At 68.5% G+C, this 23,602-nt stretch carries 21 protein-coding genes; 6 read left to right on the top strand and 15 right to left on the bottom strand.

All coding sequences use genetic code 11. From position 1 onward, the window contains the following. Nucleotides 1–275 precede the first annotated feature (275 nt). Entirely contained in the window at nucleotides 276–1,346 is a 1,071-nt protein-coding gene (gene recA / locus EV278_RS04990) for a recombinase RecA (RefSeq protein ID WP_132087405.1), read from the bottom strand. A gap of 265 nt (nucleotides 1,347–1,611) precedes the next feature. Between recA and EV278_RS04985 the strand changes: the two genes are divergently transcribed. Further along, on the top strand, nucleotides 1,612–3,216 hold the full coding sequence (locus tag EV278_RS04985; RefSeq protein ID WP_132087402.1) for an EAL domain-containing protein: 1,605 nt from the start codon (nucleotides 1,612–1,614) through the stop codon (nucleotides 3,214–3,216). A gap of 169 nt (nucleotides 3,217–3,385) precedes the next feature. On the opposite strand, the gene EV278_RS04980 is transcribed toward EV278_RS04985, so the two are convergent. Together EV278_RS04980 and EV278_RS04975 are read right to left on the bottom strand one after the other, a co-directional pair. Then, entirely contained in the window at nucleotides 3,386–5,215 is a 1,830-nt protein-coding gene (locus EV278_RS04980; protein ID WP_132087399.1) for a DUF885 family protein, read from the bottom strand. Between the two features lie 165 nt (nucleotides 5,216–5,380). Further along, nucleotides 5,381–5,758: a nuclear transport factor 2 family protein gene (locus EV278_RS04975; RefSeq protein ID WP_132087396.1), complete on the bottom strand. Its 378-nt coding sequence runs from the start codon at nucleotides 5,756–5,758 to the stop codon at nucleotides 5,381–5,383. 65 nt (nucleotides 5,759–5,823) lie between these two features. On the opposite strand from EV278_RS04975, the gene EV278_RS04970 reads away from it, so the two are divergent. Then, nucleotides 5,824–6,342, top strand: coding sequence for a GNAT family N-acetyltransferase (locus tag EV278_RS04970; RefSeq protein WP_132087394.1), 519 nt, complete (start codon nucleotides 5,824–5,826; stop codon nucleotides 6,340–6,342). A 10-nt stretch (nucleotides 6,343–6,352) separates the two neighbouring features. On the opposite strand, the gene EV278_RS04965 is transcribed toward EV278_RS04970, so the two are convergent. From EV278_RS04965 to ctrA, 3 genes are all read right to left on the bottom strand, one after another. Then, nucleotides 6,353–7,444, bottom strand: coding sequence for an acyltransferase (locus tag EV278_RS04965; RefSeq protein ID WP_132087391.1), 1,092 nt, complete (start codon nucleotides 7,442–7,444; stop codon nucleotides 6,353–6,355). Between the two features lie 135 nt (nucleotides 7,445–7,579). Beyond that, nucleotides 7,580–8,956: a peptidoglycan DD-metalloendopeptidase family protein gene (locus EV278_RS04960; RefSeq protein WP_132087388.1), complete on the bottom strand. Its 1,377-nt coding sequence runs from the start codon at nucleotides 8,954–8,956 to the stop codon at nucleotides 7,580–7,582. A 225-nt stretch (nucleotides 8,957–9,181) separates the two neighbouring features. Beyond that, nucleotides 9,182–9,877 carry a cell cycle two-component system response regulator CtrA gene (ctrA, locus tag EV278_RS04955; protein ID WP_029914069.1) on the bottom strand — a complete coding sequence of 232 codons (696 nt, stop codon included), beginning with the start codon at nucleotides 9,875–9,877 and terminating at the stop codon, nucleotides 9,182–9,184. 731 nt (nucleotides 9,878–10,608) lie between these two features. Here ctrA and fliI point away from each other — a divergent pair. The 4 genes from fliI (at nucleotide 10,609) to EV278_RS04935 (ending at nucleotide 14,166) form a co-directional block, all read left to right on the top strand. Beyond that, nucleotides 10,609–11,946, top strand: a complete 1,338-nt coding sequence (gene fliI, locus EV278_RS04950; protein WP_132087384.1) for a flagellar protein export ATPase FliI — start codon at nucleotides 10,609–10,611, stop codon at nucleotides 11,944–11,946. A 14-nt stretch (nucleotides 11,947–11,960) separates the two neighbouring features. Then, nucleotides 11,961–12,380 carry a flagellar export protein FliJ gene (locus EV278_RS04945; protein ID WP_132087382.1) on the top strand — a complete coding sequence of 140 codons (420 nt, stop codon included), beginning with the start codon at nucleotides 11,961–11,963 and terminating at the stop codon, nucleotides 12,378–12,380. A 64-nt stretch (nucleotides 12,381–12,444) separates the two neighbouring features. Continuing rightward, entirely contained in the window at nucleotides 12,445–13,554 is a 1,110-nt protein-coding gene (locus EV278_RS04940; protein WP_132087379.1) for an endo-1,4-beta-xylanase, read from the top strand. 60 nt (nucleotides 13,555–13,614) lie between these two features. Continuing rightward, nucleotides 13,615–14,166, top strand: a complete 552-nt coding sequence (locus tag EV278_RS04935) for a hypothetical protein (RefSeq protein ID WP_132087376.1) — start codon at nucleotides 13,615–13,617, stop codon at nucleotides 14,164–14,166. A 114-nt stretch (nucleotides 14,167–14,280) separates the two neighbouring features. Here the strand turns inward: EV278_RS04935 and EV278_RS04930 are convergent, their stop codons facing one another. The 9 genes from EV278_RS04930 to fliF form a co-directional block, all read right to left on the bottom strand. After that, the gene (locus EV278_RS04930; RefSeq protein ID WP_132087373.1) at nucleotides 14,281–14,676 is read right to left on the bottom strand and encodes a helix-turn-helix transcriptional regulator; all 396 of its coding nucleotides are present in this window, start codon (nucleotides 14,674–14,676) and stop codon (nucleotides 14,281–14,283) included. A gap of 124 nt (nucleotides 14,677–14,800) precedes the next feature. Beyond that, on the bottom strand, nucleotides 14,801–15,205 hold the full coding sequence (locus EV278_RS04925) for a DUF4282 domain-containing protein (RefSeq protein ID WP_132087370.1): 405 nt from the start codon (nucleotides 15,203–15,205) through the stop codon (nucleotides 14,801–14,803). Nucleotides 15,206–15,320: 115 nt separating this feature from the next. Further along, nucleotides 15,321–15,884 carry a hypothetical protein gene (locus EV278_RS04920; RefSeq protein ID WP_132087367.1) on the bottom strand — a complete coding sequence of 188 codons (564 nt, stop codon included), beginning with the start codon at nucleotides 15,882–15,884 and terminating at the stop codon, nucleotides 15,321–15,323. Between the two features lie 129 nt (nucleotides 15,885–16,013). Continuing rightward, complete coding sequence (flhA, locus tag EV278_RS04915) at nucleotides 16,014–18,125, bottom strand: flagellar biosynthesis protein FlhA (protein ID WP_132087364.1); 2,112 nt, start codon at nucleotides 18,123–18,125, stop codon at nucleotides 16,014–16,016. Between the two features lie 135 nt (nucleotides 18,126–18,260). Continuing rightward, complete coding sequence (locus EV278_RS04910; RefSeq protein ID WP_132087362.1) at nucleotides 18,261–19,625, bottom strand: sigma-54 dependent transcriptional regulator; 1,365 nt, start codon at nucleotides 19,623–19,625, stop codon at nucleotides 18,261–18,263. Between the two features lie 73 nt (nucleotides 19,626–19,698). Further along, nucleotides 19,699–20,034 (bottom strand): flagellar motor switch protein FliN, encoded by a 336-nt coding sequence (fliN, locus tag EV278_RS04905; protein WP_018061392.1) that lies wholly within the window; start codon nucleotides 20,032–20,034, stop codon nucleotides 19,699–19,701. Between the two features lie 5 nt (nucleotides 20,035–20,039). After that, nucleotides 20,040–20,681: a flagellar assembly protein FliH gene (locus EV278_RS04900; protein ID WP_132087359.1), complete on the bottom strand. Its 642-nt coding sequence runs from the start codon at nucleotides 20,679–20,681 to the stop codon at nucleotides 20,040–20,042. A 12-nt stretch (nucleotides 20,682–20,693) separates the two neighbouring features. Next, on the bottom strand, nucleotides 20,694–21,710 hold the full coding sequence (fliG, locus tag EV278_RS04895) for a flagellar motor switch protein FliG (RefSeq protein ID WP_132087356.1): 1,017 nt from the start codon (nucleotides 21,708–21,710) through the stop codon (nucleotides 20,694–20,696). Between the two features lie 3 nt (nucleotides 21,711–21,713). Beyond that, on the bottom strand, nucleotides 21,714–23,360 hold the full coding sequence (fliF, locus tag EV278_RS04890; protein ID WP_132087353.1) for a flagellar basal-body MS-ring/collar protein FliF: 1,647 nt from the start codon (nucleotides 23,358–23,360) through the stop codon (nucleotides 21,714–21,716). Nucleotides 23,361–23,602: the final 242 nt, after the last annotated feature.

Below are 23,602 nucleotides of genomic sequence, written 5' to 3'. Positions count from 1 at the left end.
GCGCATGGCGAACTAGGCAGGGGTCGGCGGGTCGGTTTCCCGGGCGGGGACAAGGCGGCTGACTCAGCAGCCCCCTCCGGCCCTTTGGGCCACCTCCCCCAGAGGGGGAGGATAACGAAATCGGACGCCTGGCATGGGGTCCAGGCGTCCGGGGATCGCGGCCGGCCGAGGCGGTGTGCGCGGCGGGCTATGAGGCGGGGTCGCCCGCTGCGGGCGGCGGCCGCGAAACCTTCGACCGGTCCAGACGCCCAAGAGGAGCCCGAACCGGGGACGTCCTATTCGTCGCCGTCGTCGTCGGGACCGCCGACCAGCAGTTCTTCCTCGATCTTGCGGGACGACTTGCGCACGGCGGTTTCGATCTCGGCCGACAGGTCCTTGTTGGCCTTGAGGAACTCGCGGACGTTGTCGCGGCCCTGGCCGATGCGCTGGCTGTTGTAGGAGAACCACGAGCCGGCCTTGTCGATGATCCCGGCCTTGACGCCCAGATCGATGATCTCGCCCAGCTTGGAGATACCCTCGCCGTACATGATGTCGAACTCGACTTCGCGGAACGGCGGGGCCACCTTGTTCTTGACCACCTTGACCCGGACGTTGTTGCCGACGATCTCGTCGCGGTTCTTGATCGAGCCGGTGCGGCGGATGTCCAGGCGGACCGAGGCGTAGAACTTCAGCGCGTTGCCGCCGGTGGTGGTTTCCGGGCTGCCGTACATCACCCCGATCTTGTGGCGGATCTGGTTGATGAAGATGACGATGGTGTTGGCCTTGTTGATCGAGGCGGTCAGCTTGCGCAGCGCCTGGCTCATCAGGCGGGCCTGCAGGCCCGGCAGGCTGTCGCCCATCTCGCCCTCGATCTCGGCCTTGGGCGTCAGGGCCGCCACCGAGTCGACGACGACGATGTCGACCGCGCCCGATCGCACGAGGGTGTCGGTGATCTCCAGGGCCTGCTCGCCATTGTCGGGCTGCGAGACCAGCAGGTTGTCGAGATTGACGCCCAGCTTGTGCGCATAGCCCGGATCCAGGGCGTGCTCGGCGTCGACGAAGGCGGCGGTGCCGCCGGCCTTCTGGCATTCGGCCACCACGTGCAGGGCCAGGGTGGTCTTGCCCGAGCTTTCCGGACCGTAGATCTCGATCACCCGCCCCTTGGGCAGGCCGCCGATGCCGAGCGCGATGTCCAGGCCGAGCGAGCCGGTGGAGATCGACTCGATCTCCACCTTGCCCTTCTCGCCCAGCTTCATCACCGAGCCCTTGCCGAACGCCCGGTCGATCTGGGCCAAAGCCGCCTCGAGGGCGCGTTGCTTGTCGCCGTCTTCCTTGCCCACGAGTTTCAAAGCCGCCTGGTTGCTCATTGTTGGTCCGCCCTTATTCCATGATTCCGACTGTCGGATCGGAGGTTCGCGACCGCCGCGCCCACCCGCCTGTGGAATGATTAATGCGTACATGTTTTGTTCCATGTTCGCAATATGTTCTTATCCTAAAGCGTGCATGCGTCAGGATCGGTCGCATCACGACGAGGCCGCCGAAGAAATCCGGGAGTCGAAAGCCGCTGCTCGGCTGAAACGCGTCCTTAACGCCGGCCGGCGATCCTATGGCCCTTCCGGGGGGATTTCCGTCTTGTCGATCGATCCGCGCCGCCTATTGGGACTGGCCTTCGCCAGCGCCGACCTCCTGCTGGAAGTCGAGAACGGCCAGGTGACCCTGGCCCTGGGCGCGGCCCAGCGGCTGATGGGCCAGGACGAGCGGTCGCTGACAGGCCGAGCCTGGCGCGACCTGTTCGCCGCGGTCGACCGCCCGCTGATCGACGCCGTCACCCAGGTGATCGACGACGGCCAGAGGCGGGGCCCGGTCACGGTGCGCCTGGCCGGCGAACCGCCGCGCCACGTGAACCTGACCCTACGCGCCCTGCCCGAAAACCGCGGCCGGATCTCGGTCTCGGTCACGCCGGCCAACGCGCCGTCGGGCCAGCTGGACGACGAAGGCCTGCGCACGCGCGAGAGCTTCGAGGACATCGCCCGCGGCCTGTTCGAGGCGGCGCGCGTCACCGGGCTGGAGCTGGAGCTGGCCATGGTCGACTTCTCGGACCTGGACGCCATGCGCCAGCGGCTGTCCCAGCCCGAGGCCCGGGCCCTGGACCTGAAGCTGGCCGGCGCGGTGCGGGCCGAGTCCCACGCCGGCGGCATGGCCACACGCCTGTCGCCCGACCGTTTCGCCCTGGTTCGCGCCAAGGCCGACCACGCCGACGACATGGCTCGGCGCCTGACCCGCGCCACCGAGGTCCAGGCCAGCGCCCAGGTCGTGCCGATCGACGGGGGCCTGGCGCCGTCGCGCGGTCTCAAGGCGCTGCGGTACGCCCTCGACGACTTCCTGCGCGAAGGCCTGAAGGACACCCCGCCGCTCAGCCTGTCCGAGGCGATGAACCGGTCGGTCAAGCGCACCCTGTCGCGGGCCGGGGCCCTGGGCGTGGCGGTCAGCCAGCGCCGCTTCTCCCTGGCCTACCAGCCGGTGGTCGATCTGAAGACGGGCGCCGCCCACCACCATGAGGCCCTGGTTCGCTTCGAGGACGGCGGCAGCCCGTTCCAGCTGATCCGCATGGCCGAGGAGTTCGACCTGATCGCCGAGTTGGACCACGCGATCGCCGACATGGCGGTCAAGCGGCTGGCTTCCGACCGTTCGGGGACGCTGAAGCTGGCGATCAACGTCTCGGGCCGCACCATTGTCGACGAGGGCTTCGTCGACCATATCGGCCGGCTGCTGGCCAAGGCCGACACCGCCAAGGGCCGTCTGATCTTCGAGATCACCGAGACCAGCGCCATCGACGACCTGCCGCGCGCCAACCAGCACATCCAGGCCCTGCGCTCGCTGGGCTCTCTGGTCTGCCTGGACGACTTCGGGGCCGGCGCCTCGTCGTTCGCCTATCTTCAGGAACTGAGCCTGGACATTGTCAAGATCGACGGCCGCTATGTCCGGGAGCTGGCCGGCAACGGCCGCGAGGGGGCCATGGTGCGCCGGCTGGTCGAGCTGTGCCGCGACCTGAAGATCCGCACGGTGGCCGAGATGGTCGAGACCGTCGAGATCGAGGATCTGGTCCGCAAGGCCGGCGTCGACTTCGCCCAGGGCTGGCTCTTCGGCAAGCCCTCCGACCAGCCGCAGCCGGCGCTGAAGGTCGGTTCGGTGACGCCGGCGGCGCGCCGGGCGGGCGTGTCGGAGGGTTGGGGGTAGAAGAGCGCCCTTCCCTCTCCCTTGGGAACCTTCCCTCCCCTTTACGGGCAGGGTGGCGGCGAAGCCGACGGGTGGGGTCTGCCGACTCCAAACGCCCTGCACCGATCCCCCACCCGACCTCCTTCGGAGGCCACCCTCCCCGCAAGGGGGAGGGACAGCGCGTCTTCTCCTACTTCCCCGCCTTGGTCTTGGCGACGTAGTCGTCGATCACCCGGTCCAGCACGGTCAGCGGGGTCATGCCCGCCAGCAGGCCGGCGTCGTGGAACTGGCGGATGTCGAATTTCTTGCCCAGGGCCTTCTTGGCTCGTTCACGGGCGCGCAGCCAGGTGATCTTGCCGATCATGTAGCTGCAGGCCTGGCCCGGCCAGACCACGTAGCGCTCGATCTCGGTGGTCGTGCCGCTCTCCTCGTCGCCCATGGTCTCGGCCATGTACTTGATGGCCTGCTCGCGGGTCCATTTCTTGTAGTGCATGCCGCTGTCGACCACGAGGCGGACGGCGCGGAACAGGGCGTCGTGCAGCATGCCGATGTGGCCGCGCGGGTCGGTCTTGTAGATGCCCATCTCGACGGCCAGCTCTTCGGAATAGAGCGCCCAGCCCTCGGTGTAGCCCGAATTGCCGATCGTCTTGCGCAGCAGCGGCAGGCCCTTGGCCTCGTTGGAGATCGACAACTGCAGGTGGTGGCCGGGAACGCCCTCGTGCACCGTCAGTGTGGTCAGGGTGAACTTGGCCTGCTCCTTGGTGTCGCGCAGGTTGATCCAGTAGATCCCCGGGCGCTTGCCGTCCAGCGAGGGCGAGTTGTAGTAGCCGCCCGGCGCGCCGGCCTCGATGGCCTTGGGCACGCGGCGGATCTCCAGCGGCGCCTTGGGCAGCTGGCCGAAATAGGCCGGCAGCTGCTTTTCGATCCACTTGGCCTTTTCGTTCAGGTCGCGGATCAGCTGCTCCTTGGCCGGGTCGGTGTTGTCGTAGATGTCCTTGCCCAGCTCGGCCATCCGCTCGCCGACCGTGCCCTTGGTCATGCCGATGCTCTTGAACAGCGTGTCGGCCTGGGCCGAGATCGACTTGACCAGGTCCAGGCCCAGCTGGTGGATCTCGTCGGGCGTCATGGTCGAGGTCGTGTAGTTCTTCAGCGACACGGCGTAGTAGTCGCCGCCGTCCTTCAGGCGCCAGACGCCGGCGTCGTGGGTGGCCTTCGGGCGGACGCTCTCCAGCAGGGCGATCTGGCGCTTCAGCGCCGGCAGCACCGAGTTTTCGTAGATCTTGCTCGCCTCGCCGGCCCAGTCGCCGGGAATGTTCTTGTCCTTGGTGCGGCGGGCCACCGACAGCACCAGCGGCGCCTCGGCGGTGGGCATGCCGGCGAAGGCCTTCATCTGGACCAGGGCCTTGTCGATGATGAAGTCCGGCGGGATCACGCCGTCGGCGTAGTCGCGCTGGGCGATCGCCGACTCCTGGTCCATCAGCCGGGCGAAAGCCTCCATGCGCGACAGATAGGCGTCGGCGTCGGCCTTGGTCTCGATCGAGTGCTGGGTGTCGAGGAAGTCGGGGTAGGACTGGTACGAGCCGGTCAGCTGGCTCAGCACATAGGGCGCGCCCGAGCCGCCGCCGGCGTAGGTGAACTTTTCATTCCCCTCGTCCTGCACCGCCAGGGTGAACTCGACGGTGTCGTAGTTGACCACGTCCATGCCGGTCAGTTGCTTGCGGTCGATGGCGCGCAGGTCCGCCAGCTGCTGCTTGGTCTGGGCGATCCCGGCGGCGATGGCGGCGAACGAGCGGTCGGCCAGCTGCGACTTGGTCCAGGCCAGATCGCCGACGTCCAGGCCCAGGCCGGTGGCCGTCTCGGGCGACTGGCGCAGCTGCTTGGCCATGATGGCGTCGAACAGGGCGTTGAGCTTGGCGCCCTCGCCCGAGGCCGGCGCGGCTTGAGCCAGGGCCAGGCCGGGGGTCGCGGCGGCCAGGCCGACAGCGACGGTGGACAGCAGCATCTGACGGCGGTTTTGCAAGGCGGGGCCCCTTCCCTTGAAATCTGAACGCAAAGGGGTAGAGGGGCTTTCACGGCTCGGCAACGGCGCCGGCATTAATTTCCCGTCATCTTGCGGAAAAACGAGGACGCACGTTCGCTCCGCAGCCCTCTTCAGGATGGACGTGCCCGTGGGGGCGTCGCTGGTTCAGCTCAGGGTCACGAACAGCTCGTTCTCGATCACCCACTGACCGGTGACCTTGCGCCAGGTCGCCAGATAGGTCCCGCGCGTGTCCTCGACGCCGCGCGTCGTCCCGACCCAGGTCCCGTGCTCGGCGGCCCGCTGGCCGGCGGCGTCCAGCGCGATGCGCTCGGTCGTGCGGACATAGGCGACGAAGGCGGGATCGGCGAACTGGCTGGCGAACGCCTCCAGCACGTCGCGGGCCCCCAGGATCAGCGAGCCGTCGCCGACGATCACCTTGACGTCCGGCGCGAAGAACGGCGCCAGGCGGCGGGCGTCCTTGCCGGCGATCAGCCGGTTGGTCAGCTTGCGGCGGGCGGCGATGGCGTCTTGCGGCGCGGTCATGATCTCTGGTCCCTGGCGAGCGGCGCGGCCCGGTATAGGCTGGCGCGCCCACTTCCGGAACGCCGATGATTCCCCCGACCCTGACCACCGCCCGCCTGACCCTGAGCCCGCCCCAGGCCTCCGACTTCGAGGACAGCGCGGCGATGTGGAGCGATCCGATGGTCACCCGCCACATCGGCGGCCGCACCTCGACGCCGGAGGAGAGCTGGCAGCGCCTGCTGCGGGCCCGCGGGCTGTGGGCCGTGCTGGGCTACGGCTACTGGGCGGCGCGCGAGACGGCGACCGGGCGCTATGTAGGCGAGATCGGCTTCGCCGACTTCCACCGGGGAATCCAGCCCTCGATCGACGGCGTGCCGGAGATGGGCTGGGCCCTGTGCTCCTGGGCCCACGGCCGGGGCTTCGCTAGCGAGGCCATCGTCGGCGCCCTGTCCTGGGCTCGCGACCAGTGGGGCGACGCGCCGGTGGTCTGCATGATCGACCCGGACAACGCCGCGTCGCTGAAGCTGGCTGCGAAGATGGGCTTCCTGGAGGTGGCGCGCACCACCTATCGCGAAGCCCCGACGGTGCTGCTGCAGCGGGGATAGCCGCCCGCTCTCACCCGGCGGGGGCCGCCTTCCGGCCCAGGCCGCTGATCCAGTCGCGCGCCGGACGCTCGAACAGCACCAGCGACAGATAGGCCAGCGGGACCAGGGCCAGCACCCAAAGCAGAACCCACAGCCGCAGGGCGTCGCCGTTCAGGCCCAGGCGCGCCACCCCGACCCAGTTGATCCCCATCTTCAGGGCGATCGGGTGCAGCAGGTAGAGGCTGAAACTCAGCTGGGCCCACGGCGCCAGGCGGCGGCTGATCCCGCCCTGCGGACCGGCGGCGTCGGCGGCGACGCCCGCCAGGCCTACGGCGTAGACGATCAGCAGCAGCAGGGTGCGCTCGATCCGCAGGGTCGAGGCGACCAGGAACACCGCCAACAAGCCCCACATCCAGAAGCGCGCGAACGGCAGGCGCCCCAGCGGCGCGCGCAGCTGGAACGCCAGCATGCCCAGCAGGAAGCCGGGCACGGCCCGCAGCACGCCGAAGTTCCAGGTCCACTGGTGGAAGGGCATGTCGCCGTCGGGGTTCAGCAGCAGCGCCACGAAGCTGGCGACCGCGACCAGGGCGGTGACGATCCGCCCGCGCCCCGTAATCCAGAACAGCAGCGGCAGGGCCAGATACATCCCCATCTCGGCGCTGATCGCCCAGCTGACGAAGTTCCAGGTCTGGCTGCGGCAGGTATGCCAGGCGTGGACGAAGATCACGTTCGGAACGATGCAGGCCAAGTCGTAGCGCCGGGGGTCGACATCCCCGCCCCAGCCCAGGACGCCCGCCGCCCAGACGCCGACAAACACCAGCATCGTCGCCCAGTGCAGCGGCCCCAGCCGCGCCACCCGCTTCTTCAGGAAGGTCCCGTACTTGTTCCAGGTCGTCAGCCGGCCGCCATAGACCGCCGCCATCACATAGCCGGAGATCAGGAAGAACAGGTCCACGATCAGGGAAAAACCCTTGATCATGTCGTCCGCCACCTGCCAGCGGCCGTCCAGGTTGATGTAGCGGTTGAAATGGAACACCACGATCATCAGCGCCCCGACGATGCGCAGGGCGTCGAGGTGCAGCATGTCCTCGGAGTCGGGCTCGAGCGGCGGGAAGAGTTTCATCGTCCTGGGGATGGGACGCGGCGGCGCGATGGTCAAGTTTTCAGCCGGGGGACATGCCCTTGCGGCGTGTCCCCACGTCCAGGCGCGGCGTTTGCTGATGGGGACACGCCGCGAGGGCATGTCCCCGATCGCGGATCAGCGCAGCGTCGGCCCCTTGCCCGTATCCAGGCTGGCCAGCTTTGGCGCGGCCTTGTCTTCGACCGTGTCGCCGCCCTGGGCCAGCAGCTGGTCGATGTGGGCGCGCTGGGCCTTGAAGCGCGACAGTTCGGCGCCGGCCAGGATCGTGCCCTGGGGCACCTTGGCGCCGATCGGGTTGACCCGCTGGCCGTTCAGCCAAACCTCGTAGTGCAGGTGCGGGCCGGTCGCCAGGCCGGTGGAACCGACATAGGCCACCACCTGGCCCTGGCGCACGTGAACCCCGGGGCGGATGCCGGGGGCGTAGCGCGAGATGTGGCCGTAGCCGGTGTCCCACTGGCCCGAATGGCGGATGCGCAGCCAGTTGCCGTAGCCGCTCCAGCGGCGGGCCTCCAGCACCACGCCGTCGCCGGCCGCCAGGATCGGGGTGCCCGTGCCGGCTCCGAAGTCGACGCCCTTGTGGGCGCGGGTGTAGCCCAGCACCGGGTGCTTGCGCTGGCCGAAGGTGGAGGTGATGCGGGCCCCGTCGACCGGGGTGCGCAGCAGGAAGCCCTTGATGTTCTTGCCCAGCTCGTCGAAGAACTGCGGCTTGCCGTCCTCGCCGTTGCGCTCGAAGGCGTAGAACTTCTGGCCCTTGACCTCGGCGTATTCCAGGTCGCCGGCCTCGACCGTGCGGCCGCTCTCGGTGACCTTGCGGTCGAACACCAGGCAGAACCTGTCGCCTTCCTTGATGTCGCGCGAGAAGTCGATCTTGTGCGAGAACAGCTTGGCCGCCTCGCTGATCACCGCCGGGGTGCCGCCGACGTCGGCGACGCTCTCGTAGAACGACCCCTTCATCTCGCCGCAGGCCACCTTGGTCTCGTCGGTGACCTTTTCCTCCAGCTCGCGCAGCTTCATCGCGCCGTCGAAGGTGCGCGAGACGGTCAGGGTCGAGGACGGGCCGGTGCGCATCGACAGGCCGATCAGGCGGGCCGAACCAGCGCGCCCGTTGCGCCGCTCTGCGATCGCGGCCTCGAAGGCCATGCCGGCCTTGATGTTGACGGTGTCGATCGCGCCCTGCAGGGCGGCCACCACCTGGCGGGCGTCGTTGGGGGCGACGCCGGCGCGCAGCACGGCGTTTTCCAGGGTCTCGCCGGGACGCACCTGGACGGGGATCGATTCCGGACGCTCGAAGCCCGGCTGGGCCTCGGCGCTGGCGAAGGCGGCGTGCTGCAAGGCGGCCAAGGCGTTGGCGTCGAGCGGCGCCTTGACCACCTGCACCGGCGCGTCCGGGGCGGTCAGCTTCCAGGCCAGGCCCAGGGCGGCCACGCCGGCGATCGCGGTGAAGACCTTGGGGGCCAGACGCAGCGTCGGCCGTCTCGGATCGAATTCCTGCATCAAGCCCCCGACTGGTAGCGATGCCGCGCATTGGGTGACACGGCTGGGAAGCCCCCCAGCAAACGTCGCGCCGGAAAATGGCGGATGAGGCCATGTTCGGGCAAGGACTATTCGGTGCTTCGGGCGATTTGTCACGGACAGGGTTAACGCCCTGTTCCTACAAAAGAAAACGCCCGCCTCCGGAGAGGCGGGCGTTCTACTTTTCGGGTCACCGGCCTGGCGTGATTACGCGGCGTTGACCTGTTCGTTCGGGTCGCGCAGCACATAGCCGCGGCCCCAGACGGTCTCGATATGGTGCTTGCCCTGGGCCGAGGCCGCCAGCTTCTTGCGCAGCTTGCAGATGAAGACGTCGATGATCTTCAGCTCGGGCTCGTCCATGCCGCCGTACAGGTGGTTGAGGAACATCTCCTTGGTCAGGGTCGTGCCCTTGCGCAGGGAGAGCAGCTCCAGCATCTGGTATTCCTTGCCGGTCAGATGCACGCGGTTGCCGTTCACTTCGACGGTCTTGGCGTCGAGGTTGACGATGATGTCGCCGGTCTTGATCACCGACTGGGCGTGCCCCTTCGAACGACGGACCACCGCGTGGATGCGGGCGATCATCTCGTCCTTGTGGAACGGCTTGGTCATGTAGTCGTCGGCGCCGCCCGAGAAGGTCTTCACCTTCGTATCGATTTCGGCGCTGCCCGACAGGATCATGATCGGGGTGTTCACCTTCGCCACCCGCAGGGTGCGCAGAACATCCAGGCCGCTCATGTCGGGCAGGTTCAGGTCTAGCAGGATGAGGTCGTAGTCATAGATCTTGCCCAGATCCACGCCTTCTTCGCCAAGATCCGTCGTGTAGACGTTGAAGCCTTCAGACTTCAGCATCAGCTCGATGGTCTGCGCGGTGGCGCTGTCATCCTCGATCAACAGTACGCGCATGCAGCCCTCCCCGCCCTCGGGCGGCATTATTCGACAGCTAGGCGGAATACCGCCGGTGAAACCCGTCCTGCACTCTGCCGGACAGTTAATTTAAGACAGGTTAATGGTGAATGTTCCCGTTGGAGAAATGGTTAATCTGATTTGCGAATCGGGTGCAAGCGGTCAGCGACTCGTTTGGCGCAAAGGTCGCAGGGGCCTGTGGACGGGCCGTCAAGACGATTCCTTTTCAGCCAGAAACGCGAAAATCCCGCCCTGTAAAGGGGTTGGTTAACGCCCGTCTCGTTCGCGCTCCGCCGTCCGCCGTTCACCTGTAAGGCGAGATTGCGGCGTTCTGTCGCGAGAAATTTACAGGCTTGGCCGCAGGGTCAAAGCGTCGCCATGAGCTTCGCCTTAGCCGCGTCCGCGACGTCCGGTCGCGGCGGGTTTCAGGCGCTTTTTCGCTGGAGCTTGCCGGCCTCGCCGAGGTGGCCGTCCAAAGCTTGACCGCCAGCATGCGGCCTCGGGGGCGAGGGCGTCGCGCGGGTCGCGCGCGGAACGTATTATAAGGCCTATCAAGTCGTTCCCAGACCCGCCCGCGGGGCCGCCGCATGAGCATCCCTGGCGCATGGTCATAAGGACGCAGGCCGCATCCTAACCACAATCCTCAAGGGCCGATTAACCATGTCGGTCTACTTCACTCCCCATTAACGCGCGAGGCCCAAAGCTGGGTTTCGCAGCCTCGGGAGTCGTGCTTGCGTAGCCTGATCGCCGCCGTCGAACGCATCGATCCGCTGACCATCTTCGGTCGCGTCGCCGCTGTGAACGGCCTCCTGATCGAGGCGCGGGGCGGGCTGACCCGGCTGGCCGTCGGCGCGCGGGTCGAGATCGAGCGCCTGGGCGCCCCAACCCTGCCGGCCGAGGTGGTCGGCTTCCGCGAGACCCGCGCCCTGCTGATGCCGTTTGGCCCCGTCGAGGGCGTGGCCCCCGGCGCGGTGATCAAGATCATGCCCGAAGGCGCCGTGGTCCGGCCTACCAAGGCCTGGCTGGGCCGCATCATCAACGCCTTTGGCGAGCCGATCGACGGCCTGGGCCCGCTGCCGCAGGGCGACGTCCCCTACCCCCTGAAGACCCCGCCCCCGCCGGCCCACGCCCGCGGCCGGGTGGGCGAGCGCCTGGATCTGGGCGTGCGATCGATGAACGTCTTCACCACCACCTGCCGCGGCCAGCGCCTGGGCATCTTCGCCGGTTCGGGCGTGGGCAAGTCGGTGCTGCTGTCGATGCTGGCCAAGGAAGCGACCTGCGACGCCGTCGTGGTCGGGCTGATCGGCGAGCGGGGCCGCGAGGTCCGCGAGTTCATCGAGGAGACCCTGGGCGAGGAAGGCCTCAAGCGCGCCATCGTCGTGGTCGCCACCTCGGACGAGCCGGCCCTGACCCGCCGTCAGGCCGCCTACATGACCCTGGCCGTCGCCGAGTTCCTGCGCGACCAGGACCAGGAAGTTCTCTGCCTGATGGACTCGGTGACCCGCTTCGCCATGGCCCAGCGCGAGATCGGCCTGGCCGCCGGCGAGCCGCCGACGACCAAGGGCTACACCCCCACCGTCTTCACCGAGCTGCCCAAGCTGCTGGAGCGCGCCGGTCCCGGCCCGATCCGGCCCGACGGCACGACGGCCGCCCCGATCACCGCTCTGTTCACGGTGCTGGTCGACGGAGACGACCACAACGAGCCGATCGCCGACGCCGCCCGCGGCATCCTGGACGGTCACATCGTCATGGAACGGGCCATCGCCGAGCGCGGCCGCTTTCCCGCGATCAACGTCCTCAAGTCGATCAGCCGGACCATGCCCGGCTGCCAGACGCTGGAGGAGCGCGAGGTGGTCAAGGCCGCCCGCCAGAGCCTGGCCGCCTATTCGAACATGGAAGAGCTGATCCGCATCGGCGCCTATCGGGCCGGCGCCGATCCGGTGATCGATCGGGCCATCCGCCTCAACCCCGCCGTCGAGGCCTTTCTCAGCCAGAGCCCCGACGAGGCCACCAGCCTCGACGACAGCTTCGGCTACCTCGCCCACATCCTGCAGAGTGAAGCCGCCTAGATGGGACACCGGGCATGACCAAATGGGCCGATTCCCTGATCCGCATCTCGAACCACGAGGTCGAGACCCTGCAGAAGCGCCTGGCCGACATCGTCGAGCGTCGCCAGACGGCCGAGATGAAGGTCGCCATGCTGGACGCCGAGGCCGAGGCCGAGGCCATGCGGGCCCAGGGCGATGTCGAGGCCGGCTGGTACATGATCGGCTTTCGCCAGGGCAACAGGATCCGGCGCGACCAGGCCCTGCTGGAGATCGACCAGATCCTGATCGAGGAGGCCGGCGCCCGCGACGCCCTGTCCCTGGCCTTCGAGAACCTCAAGAAATACGAGCACGTCGCCGAGGCCGCCAAGGTGGCCAAGGCCAAGCTGGCGGGTAAGCTGGAGATCGCCGCCCTGGACGAGCTGGGCCTGCGCCGGGCGGTTGTCGGTGCCCGTTAAGCGCGGCGAGCCCCCCTCCGTCGCCACGCGACAGCCCCCCCAGGGAGGGAGCATCTACGCCCCGATGGATCCGCCCCCCTTGGGGGAGGTGGCTCGAAGGGCCGGAGGGGGCCTTGGCCGCCGCACGGTCCTGGCCGGCGCCCTGGCCCTGTCCGCCTGCGGCCCGAAGGCCCAAAGCCAGCCCATTCCCGCCGATCTGCCGCCGCTGAGGAGCGTCGCCCCGTTCCGGGTGGGCGCCTGCGTCCAGGCCCTGCACCTGGACGATCCCGCCCTGGCCGCCCTGCTGGTCCGCGAGGTCAGCCAGCTGACTCCCGAGTGGCAGATGAAGATGGAGTACATCGTCCAGCCGGACGGGTCCTTCCGCTTCGAGGCCCCCGACCGCATCGCCGCCTTCGCCCGGGCCCACGGCATGGGCCTGCTGGGTCATAACCTGGTCTGGTACGCCCAGACGCCGGAAGCCTTCCAGCGGCTGGACGAGAACCGCATCGGCTTCGCCGACGCCTATCGCAACTACATCCACGCCGTGGCCGGCCGCTATCGCGGCCAGGTGGTCGGCTGGGACGTGGTCAACGAGCCGGTGGCCGAGGACGGGAACGGCTGGCGCGACAGCCTGTGGGCCCAGCGCCTGGGCGCGTTCGAGCACATCGCCCTGGCCTATCGCACCGCGCACGAGGCTGACCCCGACGCCGTCCTGCTGCTGAACGACTACAATCTCGAATACTTCCCCAAGAAACGCGCCACCTATCTGAACCTGGCCGAGCGCCTGCTCGCCTCGGGCGCGCCCCTGACCGGCCTGGGCGCCCAGATGCACGTGGCGGCCGACGTCCCGCCGGGCGAGATCACCCGGATGATCCGCGACCTGGCTAGCCTGGGCCTGCCGATCCATGTGTCGGAACTGGACGTGTCCCTGACCCGCGCCGAGAACAAGCTCCTGTCCCGCGCCGAGCTGCAGCGCCGCCAGACGGCCGTCTACGCCGAGGCCGCCGAGGCCTTCATGGCCCTGCCCGAGCGCCAGCGCTTCGCCTTCACGCTGTGGGGCCTGCGCGACAGGGATTCGTGGCTGCGGGCCGAAAACGCCGCCGACGCTCCCGCCGTGTTCGACGACGCCGGCCGCCCGAAGGCCGGCGCGGCGGCCTTGGTCGACGCCTTCCAAGGCCGGCGCCCGCAAGCCTGACGCACCAGACGTTCAAATACGCGGAAAAGTGGTGCAGGATCGCGGATCGGAGGCTCCGCCATGCCAGACCCGTTGGACATCTCATCGACAAGGCCATCGCGGCCTGGACTGTCGCCCGGAGCGTGGGCGGCGGTCAGCGCGATCGTCGTGGCTCTGATCGGCGCGGGCGTCACCCTGACCACCACCTGGTGGTCGCAGCACCGCGCGACCGCGGCGACGACGCCGAGCTCGGCGCCTCAAGCGTCCCCGACGCCGGCGACCGCGCAGGAGCGGGCGTCGGGCGTCCAGGGCTTGGTCGGGCGCTGGTCGGGCCTGGCCCAAGGACCGGGCCAGCCGGCTCAGCGGATCGAGGTGGAGATCCTCGCCAGCTGCGGCCCCGGCGTCGCCTGCGGTTGGATCACCGTTCCGGACATCCCGTGCCGAGGCCGCCTGTCGCTGTTGGGGCCCACCGTCGAGGGCCTGGAGTTCCAGGTCGACGGCTTCGAAGCGGGCAGCGATCCAAAGCAATGCCAGCCGGGCGCCGGCGAGGTGCTTCGCGCCACGGACGACGGCGGCGTGGCCTATACGGCGACCTATTCGGGGGCCAAGGGCGTGCTGCGGTCCGCGTCCTGAGGCGTCTGGCCCTTAGAGCATCGCGCGGAAAAGTGGATGCCGGTTTTCCGCCAAAGCGATGCGAAAACAAAAACCTAGAGCAAATCATGCGATTCCTGAATCGCGCGATTTGCTCTAGTCCTCCATATCGGTGCTCAGCGTTTTGGCCAGGGCCAGAATCTGTCGGCGCTGGGCCATCGGCAGCTGCGGCACCAGGGAGGCCAGCTCCACCCCCTCCTCAGTGGCCAGGAAGCGGCGCACGGCCTGGGTTCTCTGGTCGCCGACGCCGTCCGCCTCGGGCGGCATGCCCTCGAAGAACCAGGCCACCGAGGTCTGCAGCGTCACGGCCATGCCGTAGAGCTTGGACGCGCTGACACGGTTGGTCCCGCGCTCGTACTTCTGCAGTTGCTGGAAGGTGATGCCCACGCTGTCGGCGAGCTGCGTCTGGCTCAGGCCCATGGACTTGCGGCGCATGCGGATCCGCGCGCCCACATGGACATCGACGAGGTGGGGTTCTTGATCGGCGGCCAAAATTGCGTCTCCGGGCGGAGGCGCGACCGGCCTCCTGCCGCTTAGACGCCGAGGATCGACCTCATCCTCAAGTTTCGTGGCGAATTTTCGTAAACCGCGTTATTCGGTCGCAGGGACCGCCCCCTCAGGCGAGCGGCTTCTGGGCCGGCGCCTGGACGGGAGGACGCGTGGCGGCGGCCACGGCGTGATCGGCGTCGCTGGCCTGGCGCAGGGCGCGCAGGTCTTCGCTGATCCGGAAGATGGCGACGTAGAACTCGCAGAAGGCGCGCCACAGCAGCACCATGGCGGCGGCGACCAGCAGGCCCGCGATCAGCACGGGGAAGGCCAGCAGCAGCGACTGCAGGCCAGGCTCCTTCAGCGCCAGGCCGACGGCGGCGCCGACCACCGAAAAGGCGAACAGGGCCACGACGCCCAGTCCGGCCCAATAGATCAGGTGAATCACCGGCCCCGTGACAAGACGGTCGAACGTCAGCAGGTCCCAGAACAGCCCGTTCGAACCAAGCGCCTTGGAATTTCTGGCCGGAGCCATCCGACACCCCTCATGTCAGCGGGAGCTCCGCCGGGTACTGGCCCATCGCTAGCAGCGCGAAGCCCGCTCGGCAATGCCGAGCGGGCTTGCGGATCGTCGGACGACGATCGTTCGGTTACTGCGGCTTGGCGCCGGCCAGGGTGGCGTCGATCTGCGCCTTGGTGGCCGTGGTCTGCAGGCCGCCGGTGGCGGCGGCGCTGAAGCTGGCCTTGGGCAGGGCGAACTTCTTGTCGCCGCTGGTCACGACCACGTTGGTCGAGCCGTCGGCGCCGGCGGTGGTGCCGGCGATGGTGCCGACCACGGCGCCGGAGGGATCCTTGACCTCGGAGCCGACCTTCAAGTCCAAGGCGACGTTGGCCGAGGACGGGGTCCCCGCGGCGTCGGCGTCGGCCGCCGTGCCGGCGGTGCCGGTCGTACCCGTGGACGCGGCCGCGCCCGTGGCCGGGCTGGCGGGCGTAGCCGGGGTGGCCTGCGTGCCGGTCGACGGCGAGGCGGGCGTGGCCGGCGTCGCCGAAGTGGCCCCCGAAGGCGTGGTCTGGGCCGACGGCAGGGTCTGACCCGAAGGCGTCGCGCCGGTCGCGGCCGGCGTCTGGCTCGAGGCCGCCGACTGGGCGAACGCGGCGCCCGCCAGCGAAAGCGTCGCGGCGGCGGCGGCGAACATGGCAATCTTGGTTTTCATCAGTAGCGCTCCGTCGTGAAGGCCCCCGCCTTGCCAAACCGAACGCGACCTATCGGCAACGGTTCCGAAATAGTCAGTAACATGACGTGACCATTTCTGGGCGCCTGCCGGCTTTTTCTGGGCGAAGCCTCAGACCATCCCGACGGTGCGCAGGCGGGCGCGCGGATGGATTTCGTTCTGGCTCATCACCACGGTCTGGCCGCGGAAGCGCTCGATGATCGAACGGACATAGGGGCGGACGCCCGGGCTGGTCAGCAGCACGGCGCTGTCGCCAGCCATGGCGGCCCGGTCGAAAGCGTCGCGCACGCCGCGGATGAAGTCCTGCAGGCGCGAGGGGGCCAGGGCCAGCTGCTTGTCCTCGCCCGGACCGACCAGGGCCTCGGCGAAGGCCTGCTCCCACTCGGCCGACAGGGTGATGATCGGCAGGGCGCCGTCGTCGCCGCGGTTGGCCCAGCACAGCTGGCGACCGAGGCGGGCGCGGACCTGCTCGACCAGTTGGATGACCGAGGCGGTGTGCGGGGCGGCCTCGCCGATGCCTTCCAGGATCTGCGGCAGGTCGCGGATCGAGACGCGCTCCTTAAGCAGGGCCTGCAGCACGCGCTGGATGGTCGTGGCGCTGACCACCGAGGGGATCAGGTCGTCGACCAGCTTCTTCTGCCCCTCGGGCAGTTCCTTCAGCAGCTTCTGCACCTCGGCGTAGGAGAGCAGGTCGGCCATGTTCTCCTTGAGGATCTCGGTCAGGTGCGTGGTCAGCACGGTGGCCGGATCGACGATGGTGTAGCCGCGGAAAGTGGCCTCTTCGCGCATGGCCTCCTCCACCCAGGTGGCGGGCAGGCCGAAGGCCGGCTCGCGCACGTGCTCGCCGGGCAGCTCGACCTGGCCGCCGCGCGGGTCCATGGCCATCAGGCAGCCCAGGCGGACCTCGCCGGCGCCGGCCTCCATCTCCTTGATGCGGATCGCATAGCCCTGGTTGGCCAGGCGCATGTTGTCGAGGATCCGGACCGGCGGCATGACGAAGCCGAACTCGGTGGCCAGGGTCTTGCGCAGGGCGCGGATCTGGTCGGTCAGCTTGCGGCCGTCCAGGTCGTTGATCAGGGTCAGCAGGCCGTAGCCCAGCTCGATCTTGACGTCGTCGATGGCCAGGGAGGCGCTGATCGGCTCCTCCTCGGGCTCGGCCGAGGCCGCCTCCAGCGCCGCCAGGGCGGCGGGATCCAACGGTTGCGGCTCTTTTGCCTTTTGGGCGCGGCGATAGGCCAGGAAGCCCGAGCCCACGGCCAGGGCCGCGAACGGAATGATCGGCATGCCCGGGATCAGGGCGATGACCCCGGCCGAGGCCGAGACCATGCCCAGGGCCACCGGGTTCATGGCCAGCTGGGTGGTCAGGGCCTTGTTGGCGCTGCCTTCGACCCCGGCCTTGGACACGACCATGCCGGCGGCGATCGAGATGATCAGGGCCGGGATCTGGCTGACCAGGCCGTCGCCGATGGTCATGATCGTGTAGGACGCCGAGGCCTCGCCGATCGGCATCTTATGCTGGACGACGCCGATCAGGATGCCGCCGACGATGTTGATGCCGGTGATGATCAGGCCGGCGACGGCGTCGCCCTTCACGAACTTGCTGGCGCCGTCCATGGCCCCGAAGAAGGTCGATTCCTGCTCCAGGTCCTTGCGGCGCTGCTTGGCGGTGTCTTGGTCGATCAGGCCGGTCGACAGGTCGGCGTCGATGGCCATCTGCTTGCCGGGCATGGCGTCCAGAGTGAAGCGGGCCGCGACCTCGGCGATCCGGCCCGAACCCTTGGTGACGACCATGAAGTTCACCACCACCAGGATGATGAAGACGATCACCCCGATGACGAAGTTGCCCTGCATCATCAGGTTGCCGAAGGCGGCGATCACCGCGCCCGCCCCGTGCGAGCCTTCCTGGCCGTGGCCGAGGATCAGGCGCGTGGAGGCCACGTTGAGACCCAGGCGGTAGAGGGTGGCGACCAGCAGGACGGTCGGGAACGAGGTGAATTCCAGCGGCTTCTTGATCAGCACCGCGGTCATCAGGATCAGCACCGCGCCGGTCAGCGAGATGGCCAGCAGCAGGTCCAGCATGATCGCCGGCACCGGGATGATCAGCAGGACGATGATGCCCACGACGCCCAGGGCCAATCCCATTTCGCCGCGCAGGATCCCTTCCCACAGCGACTTGGCGCTGGGAATGGAGGTTGCGGCCTTGGGGACGGCGGCGTCAGCCATTCAAGTTCTTCGATCTGTTAGCTTGGCAGGAATCGCGCATGAAGCGATTTGCACGAACCCGCCAGGGTCTTAACCGAAATTAGCCATGTCCGGCGCCGGACCGATGGTCGCGGGCGCCGAGCACGGTCTTCCAGGTCAGGCGGCGGCCACGCCGCCCTGCGGCGGCGGCACCGAGACGCCCGCGTCGGAATATTCCTTGAGCTTGTTGCGCAGGGTGCGGATCGAGATACCCAGGATGTTGGCCGCGTGGGTGCGGTTGCCCAGGCAGTGTTCCAGGGTGTCGATGATCAGCTGCTGCTCGACCTCGGCCACCGTCGAGCCGACGAAGGTGCGCGACACGGCGTCGGCCGCCATCTGGGCGCCGCGGGCCACCGCCACGTCGGGGGCCGGGGCCAAGGGCTGGCCGTCCGGCAGGCGGATGGCGAATTCCTCGATCTCGGCGCCCGGCGACAGCAGCACCGCGCGGTGCATGGCGTTCTCCAGCTCGCGGACGTTGCCCGGCCAGCGGTGGGCGATCAGCCGGCGCTTGGCCTCGGCCGAGATCGGCTTTTCCGGCATGCCGTTGGCGGCCGAGTACTTCTTCACGAAGTGCTCGCACAGGGTGATCACGTCGGCTGGGCGCTCGCGGAGCGGCGGCAGGCGCAGGTTCACGACGTTCAGGCGATAGAGAAGGTCCTCGCGGAACGTGCCGTCCTTCACGGCCTGGGCCAGGTCGCGGTTGGAGGTGGCCAGGATGCGGATGTTGACCTTGACCGGCTTGTTGCCGCCGACGCGGTCGATCTCGCGCTCCTGGATGGCCCGCAGCAGCTTGGCCTGCAGACGGGCGTCCATCTCGCTGATTTCGTCCAGCAGCAGGGTGCCGCCATCGGCTTCCTCGAACTTGCCGACCCGGCGGGCCACGGCGCCGGTGAAGGCGCCTTTCTCGTGGCCGAACAGCTCGCTTTCCAGCAGGTTCTCGGGGATGGCGGCGCAGTTGACGCTGATGAACGGCGCCTTGGCCCGGCGCGACTTGGCGTGGACGTAGCGGGCCATCACCTCCTTGCCCGAGCCGCTCTCGCCGGTGATCAGGATCGAGGCTTCCGACGGCGCCACCTGGTCGGCCAGGCGGATGACGGTCTCCATCGCCGGGTCGCGGACGATCATCGGGCGGTTGTCGTCGGTGACGGCGGCCAGGACCGCGGCGATCAGCTCGGCGTCCGGCGGCAGCGGGATGAATTCCTTGGCCCCGGCCTTGATCGCCGCGGCGGCCCGCATCGGGTCGGCGTCGACGCCGCAGGCCACCACCGGCACCCGGATCCGCTCGGACTCGTTGGTGGCGATCAGGCCCGCGATGTCGAGCGTGTACTCGACCATCAGCAGGTCGGCGCCCTGGCCGGCCCGCAGCGCGTGGGTCGCCGCCTCGGTGGTCTCGACGTGCGAGACCTTGGCCCCGGTGTTCATCGCCATCTTCACGGCGACCGAGAGCTGTCCGTTCAGTTTTCCGACGACCAGGAGGCGCATCGTTTTCTCTCCGTTGGGGCCTTGCGCGCCCCGTATTCAAACCGATTAAGCGTCAATTCAGCGGCGTCGGCGATCAGCCGGCGGCGTCGCCGTCCTTGATGATTTCCGTCATGGTCACGCCCAGGCGCTCGTCGACGACGACGACCTCGCCGCGCGCCACCAGGCGGTTGTTCACATAGATGTCGATCGCCTCGCCGACCTTGCGGTCGAGCTCGAGGATCGAGCCGGCCGACAGCTGCAGCAGCTGCGCCACCGACATGTGGGCCCGGCCCAGCACCGCGGAGATGTTGACCGGCACGTCGAAGACCGGCGCTAGGTCGGACGCGATCTTGTCGCTGAGTTCGACCGGCATTTCGGAGGCCAGCATGCTGCCGCCGAATTCGTCGAGGGTGAGGTTGTCTTCGGTCATGGCGGTCAGCCTTCGCTAGGCGCAAGAGGTTCGGCGTGGAGCCCCTCGGCCGCGATGGCGGCTTCGAGGGCTTGGGTGACGCGGGCGGCCGCGTCGTCGGGATTGAAGGCCGCGCGCCCGTCGCCCCAGTCCAGGACGAAGGCGGCGGCCGGCATGGCGTCGGCCCGGGCGATGATCTGGCCGGGGAAGCCGATGGCCTGGGCTGTCTGCTCCAGGGCGGCCTGGGTGCGCTCGACCAGATGGGCGGCGACGCGGACGGTCAGTTTCGGACTGGCCTCGACCTCGCGGGCCAGAGCGACCAGGGCCGCCTGGGTCGGGGCCTCGGGGAACTGGTCCAGGGCGGCGTCGGCGATGGCCCGGCCGCAGGCCAGGGCCAGCATCGCCGAGCCCTCGCGGTGCTCGTGGGCGACGGCGGCCAGGGTCGAGAAGGCGCCGTGGATCGCCTGACCGATGGTGTTGAGGGCCATGGCGGCCTCGCGCTCGGCCTGGGCCACCGCCGACTGCTCGCCGGCGGCGTAGGCCTCGGCCTTGGCGGCTTCCAGCTCTTCCAGGGAGAAGTTCTTCTTCACCCGCGGCGGCGCGCTCATGCCGCCGCGGTCGTCGAACACGGTGTCGAAGGTGAAGCGCTTGTGGGCGATGTCGGTCATTCAGCCATCCCCCTAGTAGATCAGTTCGTCTTCGGCGCCGGCGCCGGCCAGCATGATCTCGCCCTTGGCGGCCAAGTCCTTGGCGACCTGGACCATGGCGACCTGGGCCTGGTCGACGTCCTTCAGGCGGACCGGACCCATGCTCTCCATGTCCTCGCGCATGATCTTCGAGGCGCGTTCCGACATGTTGGAGAAGAACATCTCGCGCAGCTTGTCCGAGGCGCCCTTCAGGGCCAGGGCCAGCTGTTCCTTGCCGGTGGCGCGCAGCAGGGTCTGGACGCCGCCTGGATCCAGCTTCGACAGGTCCTCGAACACGAACATCAGGGCGCGGATGCGCTCGGCCGCCTCGCGGTTGCGCTCTTCCAGCGCCGCGATGAAGCGGGCCTCGGTCTGGCGGTCGAAGTTGTTGAAGATCTCGGCCATCATCTCGTGGCTGTCGCGCTTGGACGTGCGCGCCAGGTTCGACATGAATTCGGTGCGCAGGGTCTGCTCGATCTTGTCGAGGATCTCGCGCTGGACCGGCTCCATCCGCAGCATGCGGGTGACGCATTCCAGGGCGAAGTCCTCGGGCAGCGAGGCCAGCACGCGCGCGGCGTGGTCGGACTTCACCTTCGACAGCACCACGGCGACGGTCTGCGGATATTCGTTCTTCAGATAGTTGGCGAGGACGGCCTCGTTCACGTTGCCCAGCTTGTCCCACATGGTGCGACCCGCGGGACCGCGGATCTCTTCCATCAGCTGGTCGACCTTCTCCGGCGGCATGAAGGCCGACAGCAGGCGCTGGGTCTGCTCGTAGGAGCCCATGATCGCGCCGGTCGAGCTCATGCCCGAGACGAACTCGACCAGCAGCTCTTCCACGACCGAGGCCGAGACCGTGCCCAGGCCGGCCATGGCCTGGGAGACTTCCTTGATTTCCTCGTCGTCCAGGGCTTCCCAGATCGCGGTGTGCTCTTCGCCCAGGGCGAGCAGCACAATCGCCGCCTTCTCGGGACCGGCCAGCCTTTTGACGTCGGTGATGGAGTTCTTCATCGCCTACTCCGACTCGTGCAGCCAGGAGCGGAGGATCGCGACGGACTCGTCGGGGTGCTTTTCGACGAACTCCGAGACCCGCTTGATCGACGAGGCCTTCACCTGGCCTTCGATCTTGGCGATGTCGATGCGCTGGTCCATGTCGGCCGGTCCGGCGATGGCGATCGGTTCGCCCGTCTGGTCGACGACCACTTCCTGGGTGGTGCCGTCCGACAGGGTGACCATGCGGGTGATCTGCGGCGTGTTCAGCGCCAGGCCCAGCGGGGTCGGCGGCGGGCTCATCAGGCTCTTCAGGAACGGGCGCACCGCGAACAGCAGGATCAGCAGGGCCACGACGGCCAGCACGCCCAGCTCGGCGAAGCGCATCAGGTCGTTCTTGTCGATGCCGTCCATCAGGCCGGCCTTGCCCAGGCCCTGGTCCTCGGGCTGCGGGAAGCGGACATTGACCACCGAGACCTGGTCGCCGCGGGCCTGGTCGAAGCCGACCGCGGTCTTCACCAGCTGCTCCAGCTGCGCCATCTCGGCCGCGGAGCGCGGGGTGTAGGCGCCCGGCTTGCCGTCCTTGCCCGGAGGGGCGGTGACGCCGTCCACGGCCACGGCGATGGCGACCTTGCGGACCTTGCCCGGCTCCTGGACGGTGGTGGTGGTGCTTTCCGAGATCTCGTAGTTGGTGACGCTCTCGTTGCTGTCCTGCTTTGTGCCCAGCGGCTGGAAGCCGTTCGGGGTCTGGCCGGGGATGTTCTGGGTCGAGGTGACGCCGCCGGTGTCGTCGTTCTTGGTCTCGCTGGAATTGTTGGCGTTGGTGCTTTCCGAGCGGATCACCTGGCCGTCCGGATCGAACTTGCGCTCCTGGGTGGTGACGCGGTTCAGGTCGAGGTCGGCGGTGACGTTGACGCGCGCCTTGCCCGGGCCCAGCACGCCGTCGATCATGTCCTTGACGGTCTTGGCGATGCGGGCCTCGGCCTCGCTCTTGGCGTCCTGGGCCAGCTTGCCGGCCAGGCTCTCGTCGTTGCCGGCCGACAGGGTCTTGCCGTGCTGGTCGATGACGTTGACCGCGTCGGGCTTCATCCCGGCGACCGAGCCGGCCACCAGGTTCTGGACGGCGCGGACCATGTCGGCCGACGGCTCGCGGCCGGTGCTGATGGTGACGGCGGCGGTCGGCTTCTCGGCGTCTTCCTCGAACAGCTGACGCTTGGGGATCACCAGGTGGACGCGGGCGGCGCGCACGCCGTCCCAGCCCTGGATGGTCCGCTCCAGCTCGCCCTGCAGCGCGCGCTGGCGGTTCAACTGCTGGACGAAGTCGGTCTGGCCCAGCGCGTTGCCGGTGTCGAAGATCTCGTAGCCGACCGAGCCGGAGGTCACCAGGCCCTTGGTGAAGATCAGCTGGCGGGCGGAATTGACCTTGTCGCGGGCGACATAGATCGTCGCGCCGTCGCCCTTGGTCTCGTACTTGATGCCCGCCTGGTCGAGGGCGGCCGTGGCGGCGGCGGATTCCTTGGGGTCGACGTTGGACAGCAACAGCTCGTTGGGCTGCTTGCTCATCATCATCATCACGGCGGCGATCACGGCGATCGCGCCCGCGGCGACGCCGATCAGGGCGGCCAGACGGCCGACGCCAAACCTTTGAATCGCGCTGAGGAACTTATCCAACCTACGCCCTACCCCTGAAAAGCACCCCCGGAGAGGACGCCAGCCGCTGCGCGCCGGAGCACGCCGTCGCTAGGCAGGATTTACCCAGTGCAAGGTAAACGGGTCGTTTACAAAGGACCCCTCCAAGGGGGTCCCAGGGGCGCCAAAAGGTCGCGGCCGCGCCCCTGGGGGACGCGGCCGCTGAACTGTTCGACAGGTCGCCGAGGGCTCGAAACCCCCACACGACATAGGCTTCCGGCCCG

The sequence above is a fragment of the Caulobacter sp. BK020 genome, from assembly GCF_004342605.1.
Classification (GTDB): domain Bacteria; phylum Pseudomonadota; class Alphaproteobacteria; order Caulobacterales; family Caulobacteraceae; genus Caulobacter.
Note: the sequence above shows the minus strand (reverse complement) of the source record. Positions and strands in the feature narration are given on the sequence as shown.

Coding starts and splice junctions, on each gene's coding strand:
- recA (WP_132087405.1), bottom strand. CDS start 1,346: ATGAGCAACCAGGCGGCTTTGAAACTCGTGGGCAAGGAAGACGGCGAC.
- EV278_RS04975 (WP_132087396.1), bottom strand. CDS start 5,758: ATGACCGCGCCGCAAGACGCCATCGCCGCCCGCCGCAAGCTGACCAAC.
- EV278_RS04970 (WP_132087394.1), top strand. CDS start 5,824: ATGATTCCCCCGACCCTGACCACCGCCCGCCTGACCCTGAGCCCGCCC.
- EV278_RS04965 (WP_132087391.1), bottom strand. CDS start 7,444: ATGAAACTCTTCCCGCCGCTCGAGCCCGACTCCGAGGACATGCTGCAC.
- EV278_RS04960 (WP_132087388.1), bottom strand. CDS start 8,956: ATGCAGGAATTCGATCCGAGACGGCCGACGCTGCGTCTGGCCCCCAAG.
- ctrA (WP_029914069.1), bottom strand. CDS start 9,877: ATGCGCGTACTGTTGATCGAGGATGACAGCGCCACCGCGCAGACCATC.
- EV278_RS04945 (WP_132087382.1), top strand. CDS start 11,961: ATGACCAAATGGGCCGATTCCCTGATCCGCATCTCGAACCACGAGGTC.
- EV278_RS04940 (WP_132087379.1), top strand. CDS start 12,445: ATGGATCCGCCCCCCTTGGGGGAGGTGGCTCGAAGGGCCGGAGGGGGC.
- EV278_RS04935 (WP_132087376.1), top strand. CDS start 13,615: ATGCCAGACCCGTTGGACATCTCATCGACAAGGCCATCGCGGCCTGGA.
- EV278_RS04925 (WP_132087370.1), bottom strand. CDS start 15,205: ATGGCTCCGGCCAGAAATTCCAAGGCGCTTGGTTCGAACGGGCTGTTC.
- EV278_RS04920 (WP_132087367.1), bottom strand. CDS start 15,884: ATGAAAACCAAGATTGCCATGTTCGCCGCCGCCGCCGCGACGCTTTCG.
- flhA (WP_132087364.1), bottom strand. CDS start 18,125: ATGGCTGACGCCGCCGTCCCCAAGGCCGCAACCTCCATTCCCAGCGCC.
- EV278_RS04910 (WP_132087362.1), bottom strand. CDS start 19,625: ATGCGCCTCCTGGTCGTCGGAAAACTGAACGGACAGCTCTCGGTCGCC.
- fliN (WP_018061392.1), bottom strand. CDS start 20,034: ATGACCGAAGACAACCTCACCCTCGACGAATTCGGCGGCAGCATGCTG.
- EV278_RS04900 (WP_132087359.1), bottom strand. CDS start 20,681: ATGACCGACATCGCCCACAAGCGCTTCACCTTCGACACCGTGTTCGAC.
- fliG (WP_132087356.1), bottom strand. CDS start 21,710: ATGAAGAACTCCATCACCGACGTCAAAAGGCTGGCCGGTCCCGAGAAG.